This is a genomic window from Brevundimonas sp. AVps31, assembly GCF_058681355.1.
In genome coordinates, this window is sequence record NZ_CM178736.1 from 3,297,085 (window position 1) to 3,319,295 (window position 22,211).

Annotated in this window: 21 protein-coding genes; 8 read left to right on the forward strand and 13 right to left on the reverse strand. The window is 70.2% G+C overall.

Annotated elements, in window-relative coordinates:
- The first annotated feature begins 42 nt into the window (after positions 1-42).
- On the forward strand, positions 43-2,364 hold the full coding sequence (ligA, locus tag ACW174_RS16170; RefSeq protein ID WP_492017304.1) for an NAD-dependent DNA ligase LigA: 2,322 nt from the start codon (positions 43-45) through the stop codon (positions 2,362-2,364).
- A 20-nt stretch (positions 2,365-2,384) separates the two neighbouring features.
- Positions 2,385-2,807: a DUF2147 domain-containing protein gene (locus ACW174_RS16175; RefSeq protein WP_492015384.1), complete on the forward strand. Its 423-nt coding sequence runs from the start codon at positions 2,385-2,387 to the stop codon at positions 2,805-2,807.
- Positions 2,808-2,866: 59 nt separating this feature from the next.
- Here ACW174_RS16175 and ACW174_RS16180 read toward each other — a convergent pair whose 3' ends face one another.
- The 6 genes from ACW174_RS16180 to ACW174_RS16205 all read right to left on the reverse strand — a co-directional run bounded on the left by ACW174_RS16180 (position 2,867) and on the right by ACW174_RS16205 (position 7,839).
- Positions 2,867-3,856 carry an aldo/keto reductase gene (locus ACW174_RS16180; protein WP_492015385.1) on the reverse strand — a complete coding sequence of 330 codons (990 nt, stop codon included), beginning with the start codon at positions 3,854-3,856 and terminating at the stop codon, positions 2,867-2,869.
- Positions 3,857-3,917: 61 nt separating this feature from the next.
- On the reverse strand, positions 3,918-4,307 hold the full coding sequence (locus ACW174_RS16185) for a type II toxin-antitoxin system VapC family toxin (protein ID WP_492015386.1): 390 nt from the start codon (positions 4,305-4,307) through the stop codon (positions 3,918-3,920).
- A complete protein-coding gene (locus ACW174_RS16190; RefSeq protein ID WP_492015387.1) occupies positions 4,304-4,558 on the reverse strand; it encodes a type II toxin-antitoxin system VapB family antitoxin in 255 nt (84 codons plus the stop codon). The genes ACW174_RS16185 and ACW174_RS16190 overlap by 4 nt, the downstream gene beginning before the upstream one ends.
- Positions 4,559-4,592: 34 nt before the next feature.
- On the reverse strand, positions 4,593-6,404 hold the full coding sequence (locus tag ACW174_RS16195) for an aminopeptidase P family protein (protein WP_492015388.1): 1,812 nt from the start codon (positions 6,402-6,404) through the stop codon (positions 4,593-4,595).
- A 33-nt stretch (positions 6,405-6,437) separates the two neighbouring features.
- Positions 6,438-6,914 carry a hypothetical protein gene (locus ACW174_RS16200; RefSeq protein WP_492015389.1) on the reverse strand — a complete coding sequence of 159 codons (477 nt, stop codon included), beginning with the start codon at positions 6,912-6,914 and terminating at the stop codon, positions 6,438-6,440.
- 55 nt (positions 6,915-6,969) lie between these two features.
- The gene (locus ACW174_RS16205) at positions 6,970-7,839 is read right to left on the reverse strand and encodes a 50S ribosomal protein L11 methyltransferase (protein WP_492015390.1); all 870 of its coding nucleotides are present in this window, start codon (positions 7,837-7,839) and stop codon (positions 6,970-6,972) included.
- A gap of 268 nt (positions 7,840-8,107) precedes the next feature.
- Here ACW174_RS16205 and ACW174_RS16210 point away from each other — a divergent pair, with 268 nt between their 5' ends.
- Positions 8,108-8,545: a hypothetical protein gene (locus ACW174_RS16210; protein WP_492015391.1), complete on the forward strand. Its 438-nt coding sequence runs from the start codon at positions 8,108-8,110 to the stop codon at positions 8,543-8,545.
- A gap of 69 nt (positions 8,546-8,614) precedes the next feature.
- Here the strand turns inward: ACW174_RS16210 and ACW174_RS16215 are convergent, their stop codons facing one another.
- Positions 8,615-8,824, reverse strand: a complete 210-nt coding sequence (locus ACW174_RS16215; RefSeq protein WP_492015392.1) for a DUF3126 family protein — start codon at positions 8,822-8,824, stop codon at positions 8,615-8,617.
- 206 nt (positions 8,825-9,030) lie between these two features.
- Positions 9,031-9,852, reverse strand: coding sequence for a serine O-acetyltransferase (gene cysE / locus ACW174_RS16220; protein WP_492015393.1), 822 nt, complete (start codon positions 9,850-9,852; stop codon positions 9,031-9,033).
- Between the two features lie 142 nt (positions 9,853-9,994).
- On the opposite strand from cysE, the gene ACW174_RS16225 reads away from it, so the two are divergent.
- On the forward strand, positions 9,995-10,597 hold the full coding sequence (locus ACW174_RS16225) for a nitroreductase family protein (RefSeq protein ID WP_492015394.1): 603 nt from the start codon (positions 9,995-9,997) through the stop codon (positions 10,595-10,597).
- Between the two features lie 138 nt (positions 10,598-10,735).
- Here the strand turns inward: ACW174_RS16225 and hutI are convergent, their stop codons facing one another.
- Genes hutI through ACW174_RS16240 form a run of 3 tightly spaced genes read right to left on the reverse strand, consistent with a single transcriptional unit; the run spans position 10,736 to position 14,000 of the window.
- Positions 10,736-11,932, reverse strand: a complete 1,197-nt coding sequence (gene hutI / locus ACW174_RS16230; RefSeq protein ID WP_492015395.1) for an imidazolonepropionase — start codon at positions 11,930-11,932, stop codon at positions 10,736-10,738.
- Positions 11,929-12,630 carry a histidine utilization transcriptional repressor HutC gene (gene hutC, locus ACW174_RS16235; protein ID WP_492015396.1) on the reverse strand — a complete coding sequence of 234 codons (702 nt, stop codon included), beginning with the start codon at positions 12,628-12,630 and terminating at the stop codon, positions 11,929-11,931. The genes hutI and hutC overlap by 4 nt, the downstream gene beginning before the upstream one ends.
- Positions 12,627-14,000: a formimidoylglutamate deiminase gene (locus ACW174_RS16240; protein ID WP_492015397.1), complete on the reverse strand. Its 1,374-nt coding sequence runs from the start codon at positions 13,998-14,000 to the stop codon at positions 12,627-12,629. The genes hutC and ACW174_RS16240 overlap by 4 nt, the downstream gene beginning before the upstream one ends.
- 67 nt (positions 14,001-14,067) lie before the next feature.
- Between ACW174_RS16240 and hutG the strand changes: the two genes are divergently transcribed.
- The 3 genes from hutG to hutH are packed head-to-tail and all read left to right on the forward strand — an operon-like array spanning position 14,068 to position 18,085.
- Positions 14,068-14,889, forward strand: a complete 822-nt coding sequence (gene hutG, locus ACW174_RS16245; RefSeq protein ID WP_492015398.1) for an N-formylglutamate deformylase — start codon at positions 14,068-14,070, stop codon at positions 14,887-14,889.
- A 2-nt stretch (positions 14,890-14,891) separates the two neighbouring features.
- A complete protein-coding gene (hutU, locus tag ACW174_RS16250; RefSeq protein WP_492015399.1) occupies positions 14,892-16,553 on the forward strand; it encodes a urocanate hydratase in 1,662 nt (553 codons plus the stop codon).
- Positions 16,554-16,555: 2 nt separating this feature from the next.
- Positions 16,556-18,085: a histidine ammonia-lyase gene (hutH, locus tag ACW174_RS16255; RefSeq protein WP_492015400.1), complete on the forward strand. Its 1,530-nt coding sequence runs from the start codon at positions 16,556-16,558 to the stop codon at positions 18,083-18,085.
- Positions 18,086-18,300: 215 nt separating this feature from the next.
- Here hutH and fni read toward each other — a convergent pair whose 3' ends face one another.
- Complete coding sequence (gene fni, locus ACW174_RS16260) at positions 18,301-19,320, reverse strand: type 2 isopentenyl-diphosphate Delta-isomerase (protein WP_492015401.1); 1,020 nt, start codon at positions 19,318-19,320, stop codon at positions 18,301-18,303.
- 16 nt (positions 19,321-19,336) lie between these two features.
- Positions 19,337-21,178: a PPC domain-containing protein gene (locus tag ACW174_RS16265; protein ID WP_492015402.1), complete on the reverse strand. Its 1,842-nt coding sequence runs from the start codon at positions 21,176-21,178 to the stop codon at positions 19,337-19,339.
- Between the two features lie 98 nt (positions 21,179-21,276).
- Between ACW174_RS16265 and folD the strand changes: the two genes are divergently transcribed.
- Positions 21,277-22,200: a bifunctional methylenetetrahydrofolate dehydrogenase/methenyltetrahydrofolate cyclohydrolase FolD gene (gene folD, locus ACW174_RS16270; RefSeq protein WP_492015403.1), complete on the forward strand. Its 924-nt coding sequence runs from the start codon at positions 21,277-21,279 to the stop codon at positions 22,198-22,200.
- Positions 22,201-22,211 lie beyond the last annotated feature (11 nt).

Genomic DNA, 22,211 nt, shown 5'->3' on the forward strand with positions numbered 1-22,211 from the left:
GCTCGACCGGGGCAGACCCTGTCCATGGCCGAGCGAATCCCGATGACCGACACCCCCGTAGATCAGCTGGACCTCGCCGCCGCCGAGGCCGAGCTGGCGCGCCTGACCGCCGAACTGGCGCGCCATGACGCCCTCTATCACGCCGAGGACGCGCCCGAGATTTCGGACGCCGACTACGACGCCCTCAAGCGCCGCGCGCTGGAGATCGAGGACCGCTTCCCCGACCTGACCACCGCCGCCTCCCCGTCCCAGGTCGTCGGCGGCCCGGTCTCCAGCCAGTTCGCCGAGGTCCGCCACGGCGTGCCCATGCTGTCGCTGGACAACGCCTTCTCGCCGGAGGAGGTGACCGACTTCGACGCCCGCATCCGCCGCTTCCTCAAGCTCCCGGCGGACGAGCACATCGCCTTCGTCGCCGAGCCCAAGATCGACGGCCTCAGCGCCAGCCTGCGCTACGAGCACGGCAAGCTGGTGCGCGGCGCCACGCGCGGCGACGGCAGGACCGGCGAGGACGTCACCGCCAACCTGCGCACCCTCGCCGACATCCCGCAAACCCTGTCCGGCTCGGGCTGGCCCGAGGTCATCGAGGTGCGGGGCGAGGTCTATGCGCCCAACGCCGAGTTCGACGCCTTCAATACGGCGGCCGAGGCCGAGGGCCGACGCACCTACGCCAACCCCCGCAATTTCGCCGCCGGATCCCTGCGCCAGAAGGACCCGGAGATCACCGCGAAACGGCCCTTGCGCTTCTTCGCCTACGCCTGGGGCGAAGTCTCCGCCGCCTTCGCCGACACCCAGGCCCATGCGCTCGAGGCGCTTGAAAGCTGGGGCTTCAAGGTGAACAGCCGCTCGGCCCGCGTCGAGGACGCAGCGGGCCTGATCGCCCTTTACGACGGGCTCCAGACCGATCGGGCGGGCCTCGGCTATGACATCGACGGCGTCGTCTACAAGGTCGACCGGCTGGACTGGCAGCAACGCCTCGGCTTCGTCGCCCGCACCCCGCGCTGGGCCATCGCCCACAAATTCCCCGCCCAGCAGGCCCAGACCGTGCTTGAGGGCATCGACATCCAGGTCGGCCGCACCGGCTCCCTGACCCCTGTCGCCCGCCTGCACCCCGTCACTGTCGGCGGCGTCGTGGTCCGCAACGCCACCCTGCACAATGAAGACGAGATCGCCCGCAAGGACGTGCGCATCGGCGACACCGTCATCCTGCAGCGCGCCGGCGACGTCATCCCCCAGATCGTCAGCGTGGTGCTGGACAAGCGCCCCGCCGACGCCGTTCCCTATGCCTTCCCGACCCATTGCCCCGTTTGTGGCTCTGAGGCCGTGCGCGAAGGCGATGAGGTGCGTCGCCGCTGCACCGGCGGACTGATCTGCGACGCCCAGCTGGTCGAGCGGCTCAAGCATTTCGTCGGCCGCCGCGCCTTCGACATCGAGGGTCTCGGCGAAAAGCAGTTGATCGCCTTCCACGAGCGCGGCTGGCTGCACGAGCCCGCCGACATCTTCCGCCTCGCCCGCGACGAGGGCCGGCTGGACGAACTCCGCAACGAAGACGGCTATGGCGAGACCAGCGTCCGCAACCTGATCGCCGGCATCGACGCCCGCCGGACCATTGCGCTGGATCGCCTGATCTTCGCCCTCGGCATCCGCGAGATCGGCGAACAGACCTCCATCCTGCTGGCCCGCCACTTCGGCTCGTGGAGCGCCTTCCACGCCGCCTGTCTTGAGGCCGCCGCGGGCATTCCGTCGGCCGGGTGGACGCAGTTGGCCGAGGGCCACGGCGTCTCCGGGCGCACCCTGTCGGTGCTGGCCGAAGCCGCGCCGCCGGCGGACGATCCCTGGCCCGAGGCCCCGCTGGACCAGAAGCTGGCCTTGGCCTTCCCCGGCGTCGCGACCCCCGCCCGCCGCGCCCTGGCCCTGATCGCCCCGGACTGGCCCGCCATCGTGCGGCTGGCGCGGGTCGCGCGGGACGAGGGTCCGTCGATGACCCTGGGCGAGATCGCGGGCATCGCCGGCGTCGGTCCGGTCGCCGCCCGGGCCCTGGCCCAGTTCTTCCACGAGCCGCACAACCGCGCGGTCGTCGACGCCCTGATCGAACAGCTCGACACGGTCGAGGACGCTGAACGGCCGAAGATCGACACCGCCGTCGCCGGCAAGACCGTGGTCTTCACCGGCGCCCTGGAGCGCTTCACCCGCGATGAGGCCAAGGCCCGCGCCGAAAGCCTCGGGGCCAAGGTCTCGGGCTCGGTTTCGAAGAAGACAGACTACCTCGTCGCCGGTCCCGGCGCGGGATCGAAGATGGCCGACGCCCAAAAGCACGGCGTTGTGATTTTGACTGAAGACCAATGGCTGGCCCTGATCGGCGGCTGACGATTCACCGGAGTAACCCTATGCGTCCCGCCCTTCTCGCCGCCGTCCTGACGGCCGCCACCGCCCTCGCCGCCCCCGCGTTCGCGGCGGACCCCACCGGCCTGTGGCAAACCCCGACCAACGGCGGCCAGGTCCGTATCGCCCGCTGCGGTCAGGCCCTGTGCGGCACGCTGGTGACCTCGGATCACATCCGCGCCAATCCGAACGTGCAGGACGAGCACAACTCGGACCGCGCCCAGCGCAGCCGCACCCTGCGCAACCTGCCCATGCTGCGCGGCTTCACCGGCGGCCCGACGGAGTGGACCAACGGCAGCGTCTACAACCCCGCCGACGGCCGCACCTATCGCGGCACCATCACCATGCAGGGCGACAACACGCTTCGCCTGCGCGGCTGCGTCGTCGCCCCCCTGTGCAAGACCCAGACCTGGACCCGCATCCAGTAGGTCGCAAAAGGCCGGGCCGGATCACTCCGGCCCGGCCCCCATCCAGCGTCCCGCCTGCCTCAGCGATTCAACGCCGCCCGCGCCGTTTCGGCGTAGCGATGCCCGGACGCCGCGCCCTTGGGGAAGATCGCCTCAACGCGCGACAGATCTTCCGCCTTCAGCACGATCTCCGCCGCCGCGATATTGTCCTCCAGCGTCGGAATGCGCCGCGTGCCGGGGATCGGGACCAGATGCGGCCCTTGCGCCAGCACCCAGGCCAGGGCCAGCTGCGCCGCCGTCACCCCCTTGTCGGCGGCGATGCCCTTCACGGCCTCGACCAGATCCAGGTTCTTCTGGAAATTCTCACCCATGAAGCGCGGATTGGTGCGGCGGAAGTCGTCCGGCGCCAGATCGTCCACCGACGTGATCTCGCCCGACAGAAAGCCCCGGCCCAGCGGGCTGTAGGGCACAAAGCCGATGCCGAGCGCTTCGCAGGTCGCCAGCAGCCCCTCCTCCGGCTCGCGGCTCCACAGCGAATACTCGGTCTGCAGGGCCGTGATCGGGTGTTCGGCATGACCGCGGCGCAGCGTCTCCGGCGCGGCTTCGGACAGGCCCAGGAAGCGCACCTTGCCCTCCTTCACCAGCTCGCCCATCGCCCCCACCGTCTCCTCGATCGGCGTGTTGGGGTCGACGCGGTGCAGGTAGTAGAGATCGACATGGTCCATCCCCAGCCGCTTCAGGCTGCCCTCGATCGCCCGGCGCACATTGGCCGGCGACCCGTCGACGGCCAGGGCGGTCCGGTCCGCATTGTAGCCGATGCCGAACTTGGTCGCGACGAAGGCCTTGTCGCGCCGATCCTTCAGCGCCGTGCCGACCTGGATTTCGTTGGTGTGCGGCCCGTACATCTCGGCCGTGTCGAAGAAGTTGAGGCCCAGATCGAGCGCGCGGTGGATCACCGCCGTCGCCTGCGCCTCATCCGACGTCTGCCCGTAGAAGGCGGCCATCCCCATACAGCCCAGGCCGATGGCCGAAACTTCGGGACCGTTCGGTCCAAGACGACGGGTCTTCATGGGGGGCTCCTGCGATACGGGGAAGCGCTACAGGTCGGGCTCGCCCCGACAATCCGCAAGATCAGACGGCAGGAACAATATCGGTGCGGGTAAAATCCTCGCCCTTGAACAGCAGCGGCTCGCCCGTCTCTTGCGCCAAGGCATAGGCGAAGCAGTCGCCGAAATTCAGCGAGGCCGGGTGGTTTCCCTTGCCGAACTTGCGATAGGCGGCGCGTGCGATATCGGCGTGAGCGCGGGTGACCGGCACGATCTCCATCCGCGTCATGACCAGAAGCCGGTCGAACGCTTCGACCGGAAAGTGATCTTTCGCCTTGCGGTCGATTACGATTGCGCTCTCGAAATAGGTCGCGGCGGACATCCGCGGCGAGCGTGACATCAGCCGATCCAACAAAGCCGCCGCTTCGGCTTCACCGAATATGATCGCGATCAGGGCCGAGCTATCGACGATCAACCGGGAACACCCGTCTCTGGATCGTACAGAAAGGCGGTCGGGTCTTCGCCCGGCGCCAGAGGTTGCAGATGCGCCCGCATCTCGCGGATCAGCGCCATCACTTCATCAGACGTCGCCCTCGCCGGTTCGGCCGGCTCCCGCGCCAACTGCTCACGCAGCGCATGGGTGACGACCCCGGTCAGGCTGTCACCCCGCCGTCGCGCCAACTCCTTGGCCAGTCTGTGCGCTTCAGGGTTCTTGATGTTCAGCATGGTAGAAAACCTTCTACCACGAACGCCGCGGGCTCTAAAGCGCCGCGCAGGCCCGCTCCAGCCACGCCTTCGCTTCGCCGTCCATCAGCGGCCCGACCTTGGCCCAGACCTGCGCATGGTAGCCGTCCACATAGGCGCGCTCGTCCGCCGTCAGCAGATCCACGTCGATCAGCTTCTTGTCCAGCGGCGCCAGGGTCAGCTGTTCAAACCCGTGCATCGGACGCTCGCCGCCGGGGATCGGCTCCGGCGCCGTCACCACCTGCAGGGTCTCGATGCGGATGCCCCAATGCCCCTCGCGGTAGTAGCCGGGCTCGTTGGACAGGATCATGCCGGTCAGCAGCGGCTGGCTGTTGATCGCCTTGGCGATCCGCTGCGGGCCCTCGTGAACCCCCAGATAGGACCCGACGCCATGGCCCGTGCCGTGGTCGTAGTCGAAGCCCTGCATCCACAGCGGCAGGCGCGCGAGGGCGTCGATCTGGTGCCCCGTCGTCCCGGCCGGGAAGCGCACCGTCGCCATCGCGATATGGCCCTTCAGCACCAGGGTGAACATCCGGCGCTGGTCCGCCGTCGGCTCGCCCACGGCCATGGTCCGGGTCACGTCCGTGGTGCCGTCCAGATACTGGCCGCCGCCGTCGACCAGCAGCAGCGAGCCCTTCTCGATCCTGCGGATGGTGCGCGTCACCGGCTTGTAGTGCGGCAGGGCCCCGTTCGGACCGGCCCCCGCGATGGTGTCGAAGCTCAGGTCCTTGAGCGCCCCCGTTTCCTCGCGGAACCGCTCCAGCGTCTCGGCCACCTCGCGCTCGTCCGGCAGCGTGTCCTGCGCCGTCGTATCGACCCAGTGCAGGAACCGGCTCAGGGCCGCGCCGTCGCGGATGTGCGCCTGACGCGAGCCCTCGATCTCTATCGCATTCTTCTGCGCCCGCGGCAGGGCGCACGGGTCCATCCCGCGCACCACGGTCGCGCCCGCGCTCTCCAGCCGGTCAAAATACCAGGCCGAGGACTGACCCGGATCGATCAGCACCGTCTGACCCGCCAGCGCGTCCAGCGCCCCGTCCAGCGCCTCGGGCGCCTCCAGCGTCACCGCCTCGCCCAGCCAGCCGGGCAGCTCATTGGTCACCTTGCACGGATCGAGGAACAGCTTGGCCGTCCCGTCGGTTCTCACGATGGCCTGCGACAGCGGCAGCGGCGTGCGGATCACGTCCCCGCCGCGGATGTTGAACAGCCAGGCGATGGAGGCCGGCGCGGTCAGCACCGTCGCCTCCGCGCCCGCCTTCGCCACCGCCGCGCCGATGCGCGCGCGTTTCGAGGCGCTGCTTTCGCCGGCGTATCTGTCATCGTGCGGCACGACAGCCGCCATCGGCTGCTCCGGGCGTTCATCGCCCCAGGCCTGATCGACCGGATTGACCTCCACCGGCTTCAGCTCGGCCCCGGCCTTCGCCGCCGCCGTCTTCAGCACCGCCAGCGCATCCGGGCTGTGCAGCCGCGGGTCATAGCCGATCACCGCCCCCTTGGGCGCGCGCTCCAGCCAGGCGGGCACGCCGCCCTCGACCAGATCGAGGATTTCGAACTGGCCGGCGTCCACCTGCGCCCGCACCTGCACAGTGTAGCGCCCATCGGCGAACACCGCGGCGCGGTCCATGAGAACCGCGCCCGCCCCGGCCGAGCCGGTGAAGCCGCTGACCCAGGCCAGCCGATCATTGGCGGCCGGCAGGTATTCGTTCTGATGCTCGTCCTCGTGCGGGACCAGCATCCCGTCGAGGCCCTGTTCAGCCATCTTCTCCCGCACGCGCGGAAGGTGCTTCGCCCCGAAGGACGGATCGGTCGTTTCGTCGTAGGTCTGGCGCATGGCGGAGGCATAGCACCGCCATGCGGACCGGTTCTAGTTCTGCGGCGCCGTCGGGCTGATCACCGCCGGCGCGGCCGGAGCGGGTGCGGGCCGTTCAATCACCACCGGCGCCGCCGCCCGCGCTTCCGCCGCACGGGCCTCGGCATCGGCGCGCGCCGCCTCGGCGGACGAGCGGGCCGCATCGGCGCGGGCGATATCCACGCTGGCCTGCGCCCCCGCGACCTGCCCCGCGATGGCGGCGCGATCGACGTCAGCCTGCGCCGCCACGGCCTGGGCCTGGGCTTCCAGCAGGGCGTCGTCCGTCACCGGCGCCGCCGGGCGCGAGAACAGGATCCACAGCACCGCGATCAGCACCAGCCCGCCCAGGATGCCCGCCACCCACCAGCCGGTGTTGGACTCCTTCACCACCACCGTTTCCACGGTCTCGGTGATGGGGCCGCGCGTCACGACGGTTTCGCGGACGACGGTCTCTTCCGGGCGCAGCGGATCGTTGGGATCGTATTGGGTCACGGGCAGTCCCTCCATTGGACTGCCGGAACACGCCCGCCTGACGCCTGTTCCGCCGTTAACCCACCCGCCGCAGCACCAGCGCGCTCCACGCATCGCGGTGAATGCGGCGCTCGACCACGAAGCCGCGCGACAGATAGGCCGCCGTCACCCGGCGCTCCTGCGTGCGCAGCAGGCCCGACAGGATGGCGACGCCGCCCAGTTTCAGGGCTTCCTTGATGTCCTGCGACAGCGCGACCAGCGGCGGCGCCAGGATGTTGGCGAACACCAGATCGTACGGCCCCTGGCTGCGCACCTTGCGGTCGTTCAGGCCGCTGGCGTGCACGAAGCGCGCGGTGGCCTGGTTCAGCTGGGCGTTCTCATTGGCGATCCGCACCGACGGCGCATCGATGTCGGTGCCGACGGCGACGCGCGATCCGGTCTTGGCGGCGGCGATGGCCAGCACGCCCGTGCCGCAGCCGACGTCCAGCACCCGCTCGAAGCTCTCGCGCTTCAACAGTTCGTCAAACGCGATCAGGCAGCCCACGGTCGTGCCGTGGTGGCCGGTGCCGAAGGCGGCGCCGGCGTCGATCTTCAGATTGATGCGGTTCGGCGGCACCCGCCCCTGATCGTGCGCGCCATAGACGAAGAAGCGTCCCGCCTCGACCGGCGGCAGGCCCGACAGCGACATGGCCAGCCAGTCGGCGTCGGCCAGCTTCTCGACCACCACGGTCAGGCCGTCGTGCGCCGACAGCGTGGCCTCGATGCCTTCGGCCTCTTCCTCCGTCGTCGGGAAGGCGTCGATCCGCCAGATGCCCTTGTCCTCGTCTTCCTCGAGAATGGAGTAGGTCGCGCCCTCCAGCAGGACGTTCTCGTCCAGCGCGGCGGCGGCGGTTTCAGCGACGGCGCGGGGGCCGCGTGCGATTATCTGAACAGCGGACTCGGACATTTCTCAAACGCCGCTATTATCGCGAATCGAGACGCGCGCTGGCGTGCTCTCCATCGCCAGCAATCGCAACATCCGAGGGGTCGGGGAATTCATGGCCAAAGCACCGTCTAAGTCGAGTACCGCCAAACCGGCGGCCGCGTCTGCAGCTTCCAAGCCGAAACCGGCCGCGAAGTCGAGCGCCGTTAAGCCCGCAACCGCAAAACCCGCGGTAAAAGCCGCCGCCCCCAAGGCCGCCGCCCCGACCAAAACGCCCGCCGCCAAGCCGGCCGTGAAGGTTTCGGCTCCGGCCAAGGCCGCCGCGCCGAAGGCGGCCGCTGCACCGAAGGCGGTCGCCAAGCCCGCTGCGAAACCCGCCGTAAAGGCCGCCGCGCCCAAGGCTGCGGCCAAGCCCGCCGCCAAACCGGTCGTGAAGGCTGCGCCCAAGGCCGCGCCGAAGACCGCCGCCAAGCCGGCTGCGAAACCCGCCGCCGCCCCGAAGGCCGCCGCCGCTCCGAAGCCGGCCGCGGCGCCCAAGCCGGCCGCCGCTCCGGTCGCCGCCGCTCCGGCTCCGAAGCCCGCTCCGGCTCCGGCTCCGGCTCCGGCTCCGGCCCCGACGCCGGCCCCGGCCGCCAAACCGGCTGCCGCCCCGGCCGCCCCGGCCGCCAAGCCGGCCGAGAAGGGGTTCTTCGCCAAGCTGCTCGACGGCATCTTCGGCAAGACCAACTGATCACGCTGAAATGACGAAGGCCCCGGGGATCGCTCCCCGGGGCCTTTTTCGTGTCCGCTGTTCGGCGGCCTATTCCGGCAGATCTTCCGCCAGGATGGCCATTTCGAACATGAAGCTGCCCGCCTCATCCTCGTCCTCGAAGACGACGCCGATGAACTCGTCACCGACATAGACCTCACAGGAATCATTGGGCTTGCCGCGCGGCTTCAGGATGATGCCGCCGGTGTTGAAGGTGCGCTTCAGATGCGTCTCGACGCGCTTCATATCGTTGGCGTTCATGGGGAAGTCCTTGGTGTCCGTGAATTGGCGCGGACCCTAGAGAAACGGGGACGGCAGGGGAAGACCTAACCCCTCCGTCTCTCCGGCTTCGCCGGCGAGCCACCTCCCCATCTTCGATGGAGAGGTGAACGCAAATCATCACCTCTCCATCGAAGATGGGGAGGGGGACCGCGCGAAGCGTGGTGGAGGGGTGACGCCGCTCCGCCTCAGATCACAAAATCGTACACGATGTCCGCCAGCGTGTGGTCCATCGTCCGCGCGGGCTTCGCCTCGGTCGGGCAGTTGACCAGCCGCGCCGGCACGCCCGCCACGGTGCAGCCCGCCGGCACCGGCTTCAGCACCACCGAACCGGAGGCCACCTTGGCGTAGTCGCCGACCGTGATATTGCCCAGCACCTTGGCCCCGGCGCCCAGCAGGACGCCCTTGCCGATCTTGGGATGGCGGTCGCCGCGCTCGGCGCCCGTGCCGCCCAGGGTCACGCCGTGCAGCATCGACACCTCGTCGCCGACCACCGCCGTCTCGCCGATGACGATGCCGGTGCCGTGGTCGAGGAACAGGCCCGCGCCCATCTTGGCCGCCGGATGGATGTCGATCTGGAACAGCTCGGACATCCGGCTTTGCAGGTGGAAGGCCAGGGTGTCGCGCCCCTGGGTCCACAGCCAGTGGGCCACGCGGTGCGCCTGGAGGGCCTGGAAGCCCTTGAAATACAGGAAGGGCTGCAGCAGCGAGCGGATCGCCGGATCGCGCTCGGACACCGCCTGCAGATCCGCCTCGGCGGCGGCGACGATGCCCGGATCGGCCTCGAAGGCGTCCCGGCAGACTTCGCGGATCGACATGGCGCCCAGTTCGGCGTCGCCCATCTTGCGCGCGATCTGGAAGCTCAGGGCCGAAGCCATGTCGCCGTGCGACAGGATCACCGCATTGACCAGCGAGGCCAGCGAGGGCTCCGCGCGCGCCGCCTCTTCCGCCGCTGTCCGCAGCAGGGTCCAGGCGTCCGGTTCGGCGTTGACGACTTCGAGCTTGGGCATCACGGGCTCCATCAGGCGGCGATCATACGCGGACCGGCACGGCCTCCGCCAGTTCCCTCACGCGCCATATGGTAGGGGAATGAGCCTGTCGCCATCGTAAGCGCCTATGGCGCCCCGGCAGGCGGACCATTAGCTACAGCGCATGACCGATACCGATCTGGGCGCCGCCCTGCCCCTTCCGACCGCCTCCGCCGATTTCGCGGACCGTCTCGCCCGCCGTCGCTCGGCCCCGGCGCAGAGCCTGATCGGCCCGGGCCCGTCGCGCGCAGAGGTGGAGCGGATCCTGCTGCTGGGCGCCCGCACGCCGGACCACGGCAAGCTCTTCCCCTGGCGCTTTGTGGTCCTCGGGCCGCAAAGCCGCGCCGATCTGGCCGAAAAGCTCCTGCCCTTGGCCGACCACCAGCCGGCCGCCGACAAGGCGCGCAAGGTGCTGAGCAAGCTGACGGCCCCGCCCCTCACCATCCTCGTGATCGCCTCGCCGGTCGACAGCCAGAAGGTGCCGGTGTGGGAACAGCACCTGTCCGCGGGCGCGGTCTGCATGAACCTCGAACACGCCGCGAACGCGCTGGGGTATTCCGCCAGTTGGATCACCGACTGGTACAGCTACGATCCCGAAGCGACGGCCCTGCTGGGCGTGCGTGAGGGTGAGCGGGTCGCGGGCTTCATCCATATCGGCGCCTTGGCCGAGGCCCCGCTGGAACGGCCCCGCCCCGACCTGTCGGCCATCACCGAGTGGAAGCTCTAGGCGAAGACCCCGGCGGCCTGCAGGCTGACGCAGAAGCCGAACAGGATCGTCGTCGCAATCAGCGCGACCACCAGTCCGAATTCGACCAGTTCCCGTTTCATGACGCGAACAGTGCGGGGATTCGCCTTAACAAACCACCTATGCGCGCTCGCCTGACACGTACCGCGCGTGCAGCAGCGGCTTGCCCAGCCAGTAGCAGAGCTCGGCCGGTCGGCTGATGTCCCAGACGGCCAGGTCCGCGGCCATGCCCGGCGCGATCACGCCCACATCCGTCAGGCCCAGCGCCTTCGCGGCCACCCGCGTCGCGCCGGCCAGCGCCTCCTCCGGCGTCAGGCGGAACTGCACGCAGGCCAGGTTCAGCGCCGCCGTCATCGACGCCACCGGCGAGGTGCCGGGATTGCAGTCCGTCGCCACCGCCATCTCCACCCCGTGCGCCCGGAACAGCGCGATGGGCGGCGGCGTCGTCTCTCTCAGCATCAGGAAGGCGCCCGGCAGCAGCACGGCCACAACACCGGCCTCCGCCATCGCCCTCACCCCCGCCTCGGTCGAATGCTCCACATGATCGGCCGACAGCGCGCCGTAACGCGCCGCCAGCGCCGCCCCGCCGCCGTCCGACAGCTGGTCCGCGTGCAGCTTGACCGGCAGGCCCAGCGCCTTCGCGGTCCCGAACAGCCGCGACACTTCCTCCGTCGTGAAGGCGATCGGCTCGCAATAGGCGTCGACCATGTCGATCAGCGCCTGCGCATGCGCCTCGGGCAGGATCTGATCGATGGCCAGATCGACATAGGCCGCGCGGTCCGCCTTCAACTCGGGCGGGACGGCGTGCAGGCCCAGATAGCTGGTGCGCACCCGCACCCCCGCCTCGCGCCCGATCCGCCGCGCCACGCGCAGCATCTTCAGCTCGGTCTCGCGGTCCAGCCCATAGCCCGACTTGATCTCCACCGTGGTCACGCCCGTGGCCTTCAGCCCCGCCAGCCGCGTCAGGGCGCTGGCATAGAGCTCCGCCTCCGACGCCGCCCGCGTCGCCTTCACCGACGAGACGATGCCGCCTCCGGCCCGCGCGATCTCCTCATAGGTCGCTCCGCCCAGCCTCTGCTCGAACTCGCCCGACCGGTCGCCGCCGAACACCAGATGCGTGTGACAGTCGATCAGCCCCGGCGTGACCCACCGTCCCTCCAGCCGCTCCACGACCTCCGCCGCCGGCGCCGCCGCGCGCGGCCCGACCCAGGCGATCTTGCCGTCCTCAATCAGGATCGCCGCATCTTCGATGGCCCCGTAAGGCGCATCGCCCGCCATGGTCGCCACGTGACAGTCAGTCAGCAATGTCGTGCTCATCGGGCCTCCGGGCGCGCGGGCGAAAAGCGGGCGACCAGATCATAGGCCTGTCCCGGGAAGGTCTGCCACGCCCAGGTCACGCCCCGCCCGTCGGCCCAGGTCCGCCGCTCCAGCTTCAGACAGGCCTCGCCCGGCGACAGATCCAGCCGCAGCGCCGTCTCCCGGTCCGCCGCCACCGCCGCGATCCGGTGCTCGGCCTCGGTCCACGGCGCCCGCTTCAGCAGCCAGCCGCCGGGCGACACCGTCTCGAAACTCTCATCCGCCGCCTCCGGCGTCGCCGCCAGCCCGATCAGCCGCCGCTCCAGCGCGAAGGGCGCCCCGTCGGCCCGGTGCAGGCAGGCCAGCGCCATCACCCGGTCGCCCAGCCAGGCCTCGTCGTCCGTCGCCGCTCGTTCCGACCGCTCCAGCAACTCATAGCCATAGGTCATGACGCGCGCCGCGATCTCGGCGGCGATGTCGGGGATGTCCAGCACGGCGGAATGCACCGGCGGCCGCGCCACCACCGACCCCGCCCGCCTGCGCCGCACGATCAGCCCGCGCGCCGACAGGTCGGTCAGCGCCTTCGACACCGTCATCCGCGCGCAGCCATATTCCGCCTGCAGTTCCGCCTCCGTCGGCACCCGCGCGCCCGGCGGCCACTCTCCAGAGAGTATCCGCCGCTCGATGTCCGCCCCGATCCGGCGATGCAGCGAACTCATCCGCCCAGCACGACGTCCAGCGCCCGGCGGTAGCGGGCCTCGATGGCGTCGCGGCCGACATAGCGCCCGTTCTCGACCACCACCCGGCCGCGCCGCCAGACGGTGCGGATCGCCCGCTTCGGCCCGGCGAAGACCAGGCTGTCCAGCAGGGCGTCGTCGCTCCGGCCCGCGTAGGCGAGGTCGTCCGTCTCCAGCGTCACGAAGTCCGCCGCCTGCCCGACCGCGATCCCGGTCGTCCCGCCCGTCGCCTGCGCCCCGCCCGCCAGCGCACGCCGGTAGAGGGTCCCCCCGGTCGAGGCCTCGCGATCCGCCAGCACCGCCCTCCCGCGCCGCGTCAGCCGCTGGCTGTACTCCAAGGCCCGCAGTTCCCCCGCCGCGTCGATCAGCACATTGGAGTCCGTCCCGACCCCGAACGCCCCGCCCTGCGCCAGGAACTCCACCGCCGGGAAGACGCCGTCGCCCAGGTTGGCCTCCGTCACCGGACACAGCCCCGCCACCGCCCCGCTCGCCGCCATCCGCGTCGTCTCGTCCGCCGTCAGGTGCGTCGCGTGGATCAGGCACCAGCGCCGGTCCAGCCCGACATGGTCGAGCAGCCACTGCACCGGCCGTGCGCCCGACCAGTCGAGGCAGTCCTGAACCTCCTTCGTCTGCTCCGCCGCATGGATGTGCACCGGCCCGGCGCCGGCCATGGGGACCACCGCCGCGATCTCCTCCGGCGTCACCGCCCGCAGGCTGTGCGGCGCCACGCCGACCACGGCGTCCGGCAGGGCCGAGGCGATCCGCCGGCTCTCGTCCATCAGCTTCGCAAAGCCGTCGATGTCATTGATAAAGCGACGCTGTCCGTGCGCCGGCGCCGTTCCGCCGAACCCCGCGTGGGCATAGAAGACCGGCAGAAGGGTCAGGCCGATCCCGGTCCCCTCCGCCGCCGCCGCGATCCGCCCCGCCAGCTCGCCCCGGTCGGCGTATGTCCGCCCCTCGGGGTCATTGTGCAGATAATGGAACTCCCCCACCCGGGTGAAACCGCCCTCCAGCATCTCGGCGAAGGCCAGGGCCGTGATCGCCTCGATCTCCTCGGGCCCGCCCCGGTCGAGGAAACGATACATCAGCGCCCGCCACGACCAGAAGTCGTCGCCCTCGGTCGGCCCCCGTTCCTCGGTCAGCCCCGCCATCGCCCGCTGGAAGGCGTGGCTGTGCACGTTCGACAGGCCCGGCAGGACGACGCCCAGATCGGCCTCGCCCGGCGCCCGCGCGGCCTCCGTCTCGACCGCCGCAACCGCCCCGTCCGCCACCGTGATCCGCACATTCCCCGCCCACCCCTGCGGCAGCAGGGCGCGGCGGAAGAACAGGCTGTGGGCGGCGGCTTCCGGCACTGGACAACTCTCCATCGACCCGAATATGTCTATACATAATCGGCACACTGACAAGATGGAGGCGGACATGAGCGACTGGCTGACGGTGACGCCCGGCGACGCCCCCCTGATCGTCGCCTTCCCCCACACCGGAACCGACATTCCGCCGGCCATCGAGGCCCGGATGGTCGACCCCTGGCGCGCCCGCAAGGACGCCGACTGGTGGATCGACCGCCTCTACGCCTTCGCCACGGAACTGGGCGCCACCACGGTCCGCACCGCCATTTCGCGCAGCGTCATCGACGTGAACCGCGACCCGTCGGGCCAGTCCCTCTATCCCGGCATGACCACCACGGGCCTGTGTCCCACCGAGACCTTTGACGGCGAGGCCCTCTACACGCCCGGTCATGAGCCCGATGCCGTCGAGATCGAGGCCCGCCGCACCGAGTTTTTCGATCCCTACCACGCCGCCCTCACCGCCCAGATCGAGCGGCTGGCGGCGAATGGCGGCCCCGTCGTCCTCTACGACGCCCACTCCATCCGCTCGCATGTGCCGCGCCTGTTTGACGGCCAGCTGCCGCAGTTCAACATCGGCGACAACAACGGCGTCACCTGCGACCCGGCCCTGACCGCCGCGGTCGAGGCCGCCTGCATCGCCTCGGGCGACAGCCACGTCGTCAACGGCCGCTTCAAGGGCGGCTGGACCACGCGTCATTACGGGAGGCCGGCCAAGGGGACCCACGCCATCCAGATGGAGCTCGCGTGCCGCGGCTATGTCGACGAGCCGTTGGAAATGACCGCCGCGACCTGGCCCACGCCCTTCGACCCGGCCCGCGCCGCCCCCCTCACGCGCACCCTGCGCGACGTCCTCACCGCCGCCCGCGACTTCGCGCTCAGCCAGCGAGCCTGACCATGACCTCCAACAGCCGCATCGTCCGCAGTCCGCGCGGGCTGGAGATGACCGCCAAAACCTGGGCCGCCGAGGCCGCCCTGCGCATGCTGATGAACAACCTCGACCCCGAGGTGGCCGAGCGGCCCGAGGACCTCGTCGTCTATGGCGGCATCGGCAAGGCGGCCCGCAACTGGCAGGCCTTCGACGACATCGTCGCCGCCCTCCGGGCCCTCGAACCCGATGAGACCCTGCTGGTTCAGTCGGGCAAGCCGGTCGGCGTCTTCCGCACCCATGCCGACGCCCCGCGCGTCCTGATCGCCAACTCCAACCTCGTCCCGAAGTGGGCGACCTGGGAGCATTTCAACGAACTCGATCGGAAGGGGCTGATGATGTACGGCCAGATGACGGCTGGCTCGTGGATCTACATCGGCACCCAAGGCATCGTTCAGGGCACCTACGAGACCTTCATGGAGGCCGGACGCCAGCACTATGGCGGCGATTGGTCGGGCCGCTGGATCCTGACCGCCGGCCTCGGCGGCATGGGCGGGGCCCAGACCCTGGCGGCCACCATGGCGGGCGCCTCCTGCCTCGCCATCGAATGCCAGCGCAGCCGCATCGAGATGCGGCTGAAGACCCGCTATCTCGACGTCCCGGCGGAGACGCTCGACGAGGCCCTGATCCTGATCGAGAAGGCCAGGCGCGACGGAAAAGCGATATCTGTCGGCCTGTTGGGCAACGCAGCCGAAGTTCTGCCTGAGCTGGTCAAGCGCGGCGTCCGGCCCGATCTGGTCACCGACCAGACCAGCGCCCACGACCTGGTGAACGGCTACCTCCCCATGGGCTGGACGGTCGCCGACTGGGAAGAGAAGCGCCAGTCGGACCCCGCCGCCGTCGAAGCCGCCGCTCGCCAGTCCTGCGCCGTCCACGTCCAGGCCATGCTCGATTTCGAGGTTATGGGCATCCCGGTCACCGACTACGGCAACAACATCCGTCAGGTCGCCTTCGACGCGGGCGTGACCAACGCCTTCGACTTCCCCGGCTTCGTCCCGGCCTACATCCGTCCCCTCTTCTGCCGCGGCGTCGGCCCCTTCCGCTGGGCCAGCCTGACCGGCGACCCGGAGGACATCCGCAAGACCGACGCGGCGATGAAGACCCTCTTCCCCGACAATGCGGGCCTGCACCGCTGGCTCGACATGGCGGGCGAGCGCATCGCCTTCCAGGGCCTGCCCGCCCGCATCTGCTGGATCGGTCTGGGCGACCGCCACCGCGCCGGCCTGATGTTCAATGAGATGGTGGCTGCCGGAGAACTGTCCGGCCCCATCGTCATCGGCCGCGACCACCTCGACAGCGGCTCGGTCGCCAGCCCCAACCGCGAGACCGAGGCCATGCAGGACGGCTCCGACGCCGTCTCCGACTGGCCCCTGCTCAACGCCCTGCTCAACACGGCGTCCGGCGCCAGCTGGGTCTCCCTGCACCACGGCGGCGGCGTCGGCATGGGCTACAGCCAGCATTCGGGCGTCGTCATCGTCGCCGACGGCACCCCCGAAGCCGCCGCCCGCCTCGAACGCGTCCTCTGGAACGACCCCGCCACCGGCGTCATGCGCCACGCCGACGCGGGCTATGAGATCGCCAAGGCCGCCGCCCGCGAACACGGGCTCAACCTGCCGAGCCTGAAGGCCTGACCATGACCCACCTCACCCTTGGCCAATCCCCGCTCACCCTGGCCCAGCTTCGCACCGTCCTCGACGGCCCCGTCACCGTCAGTCTGACCGACGCCGCTTGGGCCGATGTCGAGAAGAGCGCCGCCGTCGTCGCCGCCATCCTCGCCGAGGGCCGCACCGTCTACGGCATCAACACCGGCTTCGGCCTGCTGGCCAACACCAGCATTGCGCCGCAAGACCTTGAAACACTTCAGAAGAACCTCGTCCTCAGCCACGCCTGCGGCGTCGGCGCCCTGCTGCCGGATGCGGTCACCCGCCTGCTGATGGTGCTCAAGATCGCCAGCCTGTCGAAGGGTGCCTCGGGCGTCCGGCGCGGCACGATGGAGGCTCTCATCGCGCTGGTGAACGCCGACGTCCTGCCCTGCATCCCGTCCAAGGGCTCGGTCGGCGCCTCGGGGGATCTCGCTCCGCTGGCCCATATGTCCTGCGTCCTGATCGGCGTCGGCGAGGCCCGCCACAACGGCCAGACCCTGTCGGCGGAGGCCGCCATGGCCAAGGTCGGCCTCAAGCCCGTCGTCCTCGGCCCCAAGGAGGGCCTGGCCCTGCTAAACGGCACCCAGTGCTCGACCGCGCTGGCGCTGGCCGGCCTGTTCGCGACCGAAGCCGTCTTCGCCGCCGCCATCGCCGCCGGCGCCCTGTCGGTCGACGCCCTCAAGGGCTCTGACGCCCCGTTCGATCCCCGCATCCACGCCCTGCGCGGCCAGGCGGGCCAGATCGCCGTCGCCGCCCGTCTGCGCGAACTCATGTCCGGCTCGGCCATCCGCGACAGCCACCGCCACGATTGCGCCAAGGTGCAGGACCCCTACTCCCTGCGCTGCCAGCCCCAGGTCATGGGGGCCACCCTCGACGTCCTGCGCAACGCCGCGGCCCTGCTGGAGCGCGAGGCCAATGCCGTGACCGACAATCCGCTGGTCTTCATCGACGATGGGGATGTCATCTCCGGCGGCAACTTCCACGCCGAACCCGTTGCTTATGCAGCCGATATGATCGCCATGACCCTGTGCGAGATCGGCAATATCTCCGAGCGCCGCACCGCCATCCTGGTCGACCCGAAGATGAGCGAACTGCCTGCCTTCCTCGTCAAGGAAAGCGGCCTGAACTCCGGCTTCATGATCGCCCAGGTCACCGCCGCCGCCCTCGTCGCCGAGAACCGGATGGTCGCCCACCCCTGCGTCATCGATACGGTCCCCACCAGCGCCAATCAGGAAGACCACGTCTCCATGGCCACCCACGGCGCCCGCCGCCTGCTGGACATGGCCGAGAACACCGCCTGCGTCGTCGGCATCGAACTCCTGGCCGCCGCCCAGGGCCTCGACTTCCACCGCCCCCTGACCAGCTCGCCCGACCTCGAAGCGGTCTGGTCCATCGTCCGCGAAGCCGCCGCCCCCTACACCTCCGACCACTATTTCGCTCCCGACATCGAACGCGCCACGGCCGGCGTACGCGCGGGGCGGTATCGGGTGTTCGCTGGCGACCTCCTGCCGTCGGCGTGACACCCCAAGCTTTCGTCATCCTCCGGCAAGCCGCGCAGCGGCGCAGACCGGGGGATGACGAAAGCAACTGGGGCTACGTCCAATCCTGACGCATCGACCTGCTAGCCTTCCGACGCTCAGGTTTTTGACAATCTACAGATTGAACCCGGCACACCGCCCCCCGCCTCACGGGAAAAAGTGCACGATGTGCACTCCATTTTTTTCGAGTGCACTTTTCAGTCCTGCAACGGCGCCCGGGCCAGCGCCGCCAGATTGGGCGAGCCGGTGCAGAAGCAGACGGTCTTCAGCTGCCGGATCACGGTCTGGAAATGGGCCACCACCGCCTCGGTCGAGACCGTCGCCGCCGCCAGCACCCCCGCCGCCTGACCGACCATGTCGGCCCCCAGACGGATCGCCCGGGCCGCGTCCACCCCGTCGCGGATGCCGCCCGAGCCGATGATCAGGGTCCGGGGACAGGCCGCGCGGGCCTCCGCGATGGCGCGCGCCGTCGGAACGCCCCAGTCGGCGAAGGCGGCGGCGTGGGCCTTGTCCGCCTGCCCCTCCGACCGCTCGCCCTCGACCAGCGCCCAGTTCGAACCACCCGCGCCCGCCACGTCCAGTGCGGCCACGCCCATCTCGACCAGTCGCCTGGCCGTCGCCGCCGACAGACCCGCGCCGGTCTCCTTGACCACCACCGGGAAGTCCACCGTCCGGATCAGCGCCTCCAGCGCCGCGCCCACGCCCCACCAGTCTCGGTCCCCCTCGGGCTGGCAGGCCTCCTGCAGCGGGTTCAGGTGCACGATCAGGGCGTCGGCGGCGATCATGTCCACCAGCCGCCGCGCCTCGTCAGGGCCCACGCCCCGCGTCAGCTGCGCCGCGCCGATATTGGCCAGGATGGGGGTGTCCGGCGCCTTCAGCCGCAGGGCCATGTCCAGCCCCGGCGCCCCGTCCGTCTCCAGGGCCGCGCGCTGCGACCCGACCGCCAGCGCGATGCCGAGGGACTGCGCCGCCTCGGCCAGCCGGGCGTTGATCGCCCCGGCCCGCTCCGGCCCGCCGGTCATCGAACTGATCAACAGCGGCGCCTGCAGCCGCCGCCCCAGAAAGTCGGTCCCCAGGTCGATCTTGCCGTAGTCCAGGTCCGGCAGCGCCTCATGGACGAAGCGGACGGCGTCCATGCCGGTCCCGCCCCCGTGACGGGCCTTGCCCGACAGGATCACGTCCAGATGCTGGTCCTTGCGTGCAACGGTCTCGGACATGGCGGCTCCGCAGCCGTCAGGGCTGTTTCTCGACGATCAGGGCATAGGCGCCCGTCTGGCCTTGCGCGAACGTGCCGGCGCGGATCTCGTACGTGCCGTCCTCCGGCGCCTCCCACTCCAGCTTGGCGTGGGTGTCCGACAGTCCGTCGTCATCCGCCGCCAGTCCGCTGAAGGCGTCGCTCTCGTCCACGCTGCCGACGGCCACATAGCTGTCGACCTCGTTGGAGACCATCTTGATGACCAGCTTCTCGCCTTCCTTCAGCGTCAGCCGATAGGCGTCGTAGAAGCTGTTGTCCTCGGCGGTGGCGTCCGTCTCGGTCAGCACGCCGCGGGCGGTGGAACCGATCAGCAGGCTGCCCGGGCGCGGCTGCGGCCCGCGATCCTGAAGCTCCAGCGAGTACAACCCCTCGCCATCCGACCCCAGCGGCGAGGCGCGCACAACATAGCGGCCGTCGCTCGGCAGGGTGAAGGTCAGGCGCGAGTCCGTCCCCTCGCCCAGCCCGTCATCGTCCTGGGCCAGCGCCGTGAAGTCGCCCTCGGCATGGCCGAGCTGCAGATAGGTGTCGAAGTCGCCCGAGCGCATGATGGCCCGGACCCGCTGCCCCTCGCGCCCGTCGAAGACAAAGGCGTCAAAGCCCCGGTCGTCGCTGTCCCGCGAATCGTTGTCGGTGATCTCACCCTGCACCGTCGCGCCGAACGCCAGCGGCTGGGGCGGCTTGTCCGGCTCGACCTCGGTCAGGGTGACGCGATAGGCGCCCGTCGACGACGACGAGAAGGCCCGCGCCTCGAACACATAGGCCCCGTCGCGCGACAGGGTGAAGATCAGGCGCGAGTTGGTCCCCTCGGGCCCGCCGTCATCGTCGGTGGCCAGGCTGGTCTGGTTCTCGTCGAACAGCTCCAGATAGGTGTCGAACTGGCTCGAGGTCAGGTCGATCCGGACCCGCTGGCCCTCGCGACCGGTGAAACGATAGGCGTCGGCGTGGCTGCCCTCGAGGTTCGTCGGGTCCTGCTCCGTCAGTTCGCCCCGCACCGTGTCGCCGAAGCCGATGGCCTGCGCCTCGATCGGCGGCGGCCCTTCCGACAGGGTCACGCTGTAGGCGCCCGCTCCACCCGCCCGCAGGGCGCCGGCCTGGATCACATAGGCGCCGGTCTCCGGCAGGCTGAAGATCAGGCGCGAGTTCAGCCCGCTGTCCGGACCGTCGTCATTCATCGCCAGTTCGTTGAACACGCCGTCCACGACCCGGCCCAGCCGGACGACGGGGTCGAAGGCCTCGCTGTCCATCGCCACCGCGACGCGGTCGCCCTGACGGCCCTGGAAGGTCCAGCCCTCGTAGGGCGCGCCGTTGTCCCCCTCGGGATCGCCGTCGTCGAGGCTGCCCTGTTCCGTCGCGCCCAGACGGATGGCGGCGGGCTCCGGCGGCGCCTTGGCCGGGGGCCGCTCCGTCAGGCCCAGGCTGTAGGCGCCCGTGCCGACCGACAGCGGGCGGGCCAGGATCACATAGTCTCCGGTTTCCCGCGCGGTGAACCGCAGCAGGGCGTTGGTCCCCTCGCCCAGCCCGTCGTCGTCCTGGGCCAGCGGCTCCGAGGTGACGTCCTCGCCGGCGCGCCGGACCTGCAGGAAGGCGTCGAACGCCGCGGACCGCATCGCCACCTCGAACCGCTGACCGGCGGTGGCGGTCACGGTGTAGGCGTCATAGCGGAAGTCACCGTCCGGACCGGCGGCGTCGCCCTCGGCGATCTCGCCCTCGATCTGGGCTCCCGGCGCCAGGGGTTGCGCGTCCTGCGCGAACGCCGGCCCCGCGAATGCGACGAAGAGCGCCAGACTGCTGACAGCGGCAAGAAGGGTCGGACGGCGCATACAGATCTCCAGGGAGTCGAACCCGATCATAGACGCCGAACCCCGCCGTCTGTAAATCGCGCGGACCGCACGATTCCTGACGACCGGAGCCGAAACCCATGACGGCCGAACCCACCCGCGCGACCCTGATTGACGGAAAGGCCTTCGCCGCCGGGCTTGTGGACCGCGTCGCCGCCGCGTCCGCCCGGCTCGAAGCCGCCCACGGGGTCAAGCCCGGACTGGCCGTCGTCATCGTCGGCGAAGACCCGGCCAGCCAGATCTACGTCCGCAACAAGGGCGAGACGACCCAGCGCGCGGGCCTGCGCTCCGACACCCACCGCCTGCCTGACACGACGACCCAGGCCGATCTGCTGGCCCTGATCGCGACCCTGAACGCCGACACGGGCATCCACGGCATTCTCGTCCAGCTGCCCCTGCCCGGCCATATCGACAGCAGCACGGTCCTCGACGCCATCGATCCGGACAAGGATGTGGACGGCTTCCACGTCGTCAACGCGGGTCGTCTGGCCGTCGGCCTGCCGGGCATGGTGCCCTGCACCCCGCTGGGCTGCATCATGATGCTGCGCGCCGCGCTCGGCGACCTGACCGGGCTCAACGCCGTCGTCGTCGGCCGCTCCAACATCGTCGGCAAGCCGATGGCCCAGCTGCTGCTGGCCGAGAGCTGCACCGTCACCATCGCCCACTCGCGCACCCGCGACCTCCCGGCCCTGTGCCGCACCGCCGACATCGTGGTCGCCGCCGTCGGCCGCCCGGAGATGGTGCGCGGCGACTGGATCAAGCCCGGGGCCACCGTCATCGACGTCGGCATTAACCGCGTGCCCTCGAAGGACCCGGTCAAGGCCGCCGAGGGCAAGACCCGCGTCGTCGGCGACGTGGCCTTCGACGAGGCCGCCGCCCTGGCCGGCCGGATCACCCCGGTGCCCGGCGGCGTCGGTCCGATGACCATCGCCTGCCTGCTGGCCAATACCTATACGGCGGCCTGCCGTATTGCTGGCGTTCCGCCCGAATCTCTGGATGCTTGAACCCGTGTCCG

Bases quoted from the DNA above. Each gene is read 5' to 3' on its own strand.
- hutG (WP_492015398.1), top strand. From the start codon at position 14,068: ATGAGCGACTGGCTGACGGTGACGCCCGGCGACGCCCCCCTGATCGTC.
- ACW174_RS16175 (WP_492015384.1), top strand. From the start codon at position 2,385: ATGCGTCCCGCCCTTCTCGCCGCCGTCCTGACGGCCGCCACCGCCCTC.
- ACW174_RS16225 (WP_492015394.1), top strand. From the start codon at position 9,995: ATGACCGATACCGATCTGGGCGCCGCCCTGCCCCTTCCGACCGCCTCC.
- ACW174_RS16215 (WP_492015392.1), bottom strand. From the start codon at position 8,824: ATGAACGCCAACGATATGAAGCGCGTCGAGACGCATCTGAAGCGCACC.
- hutC (WP_492015396.1), bottom strand. From the start codon at position 12,630: ATGAGTTCGCTGCATCGCCGGATCGGGGCGGACATCGAGCGGCGGATA.
- ACW174_RS16180 (WP_492015385.1), bottom strand. From the start codon at position 3,856: ATGAAGACCCGTCGTCTTGGACCGAACGGTCCCGAAGTTTCGGCCATC.
- ligA (WP_492017304.1), top strand. From the start codon at position 43: ATGACCGACACCCCCGTAGATCAGCTGGACCTCGCCGCCGCCGAGGCC.
- ACW174_RS16265 (WP_492015402.1), bottom strand. From the start codon at position 21,178: ATGCGCCGTCCGACCCTTCTTGCCGCTGTCAGCAGTCTGGCGCTCTTC.
- hutU (WP_492015399.1), top strand. From the start codon at position 14,892: ATGACCTCCAACAGCCGCATCGTCCGCAGTCCGCGCGGGCTGGAGATG.
- ACW174_RS16205 (WP_492015390.1), bottom strand. From the start codon at position 7,839: ATGTCCGAGTCCGCTGTTCAGATAATCGCACGCGGCCCCCGCGCCGTC.
- folD (WP_492015403.1), top strand. From the start codon at position 21,277: ATGACGGCCGAACCCACCCGCGCGACCCTGATTGACGGAAAGGCCTTC.
- hutH (WP_492015400.1), top strand. From the start codon at position 16,556: ATGACCCACCTCACCCTTGGCCAATCCCCGCTCACCCTGGCCCAGCTT.
- ACW174_RS16195 (WP_492015388.1), bottom strand. From the start codon at position 6,404: ATGCGCCAGACCTACGACGAAACGACCGATCCGTCCTTCGGGGCGAAG.
- hutI (WP_492015395.1), bottom strand. From the start codon at position 11,932: ATGAGCACGACATTGCTGACTGACTGTCACGTGGCGACCATGGCGGGC.
- fni (WP_492015401.1), bottom strand. From the start codon at position 19,320: ATGTCCGAGACCGTTGCACGCAAGGACCAGCATCTGGACGTGATCCTG.
- cysE (WP_492015393.1), bottom strand. From the start codon at position 9,852: ATGCCCAAGCTCGAAGTCGTCAACGCCGAACCGGACGCCTGGACCCTG.
- ACW174_RS16190 (WP_492015387.1), bottom strand. From the start codon at position 4,558: ATGCTGAACATCAAGAACCCTGAAGCGCACAGACTGGCCAAGGAGTTG.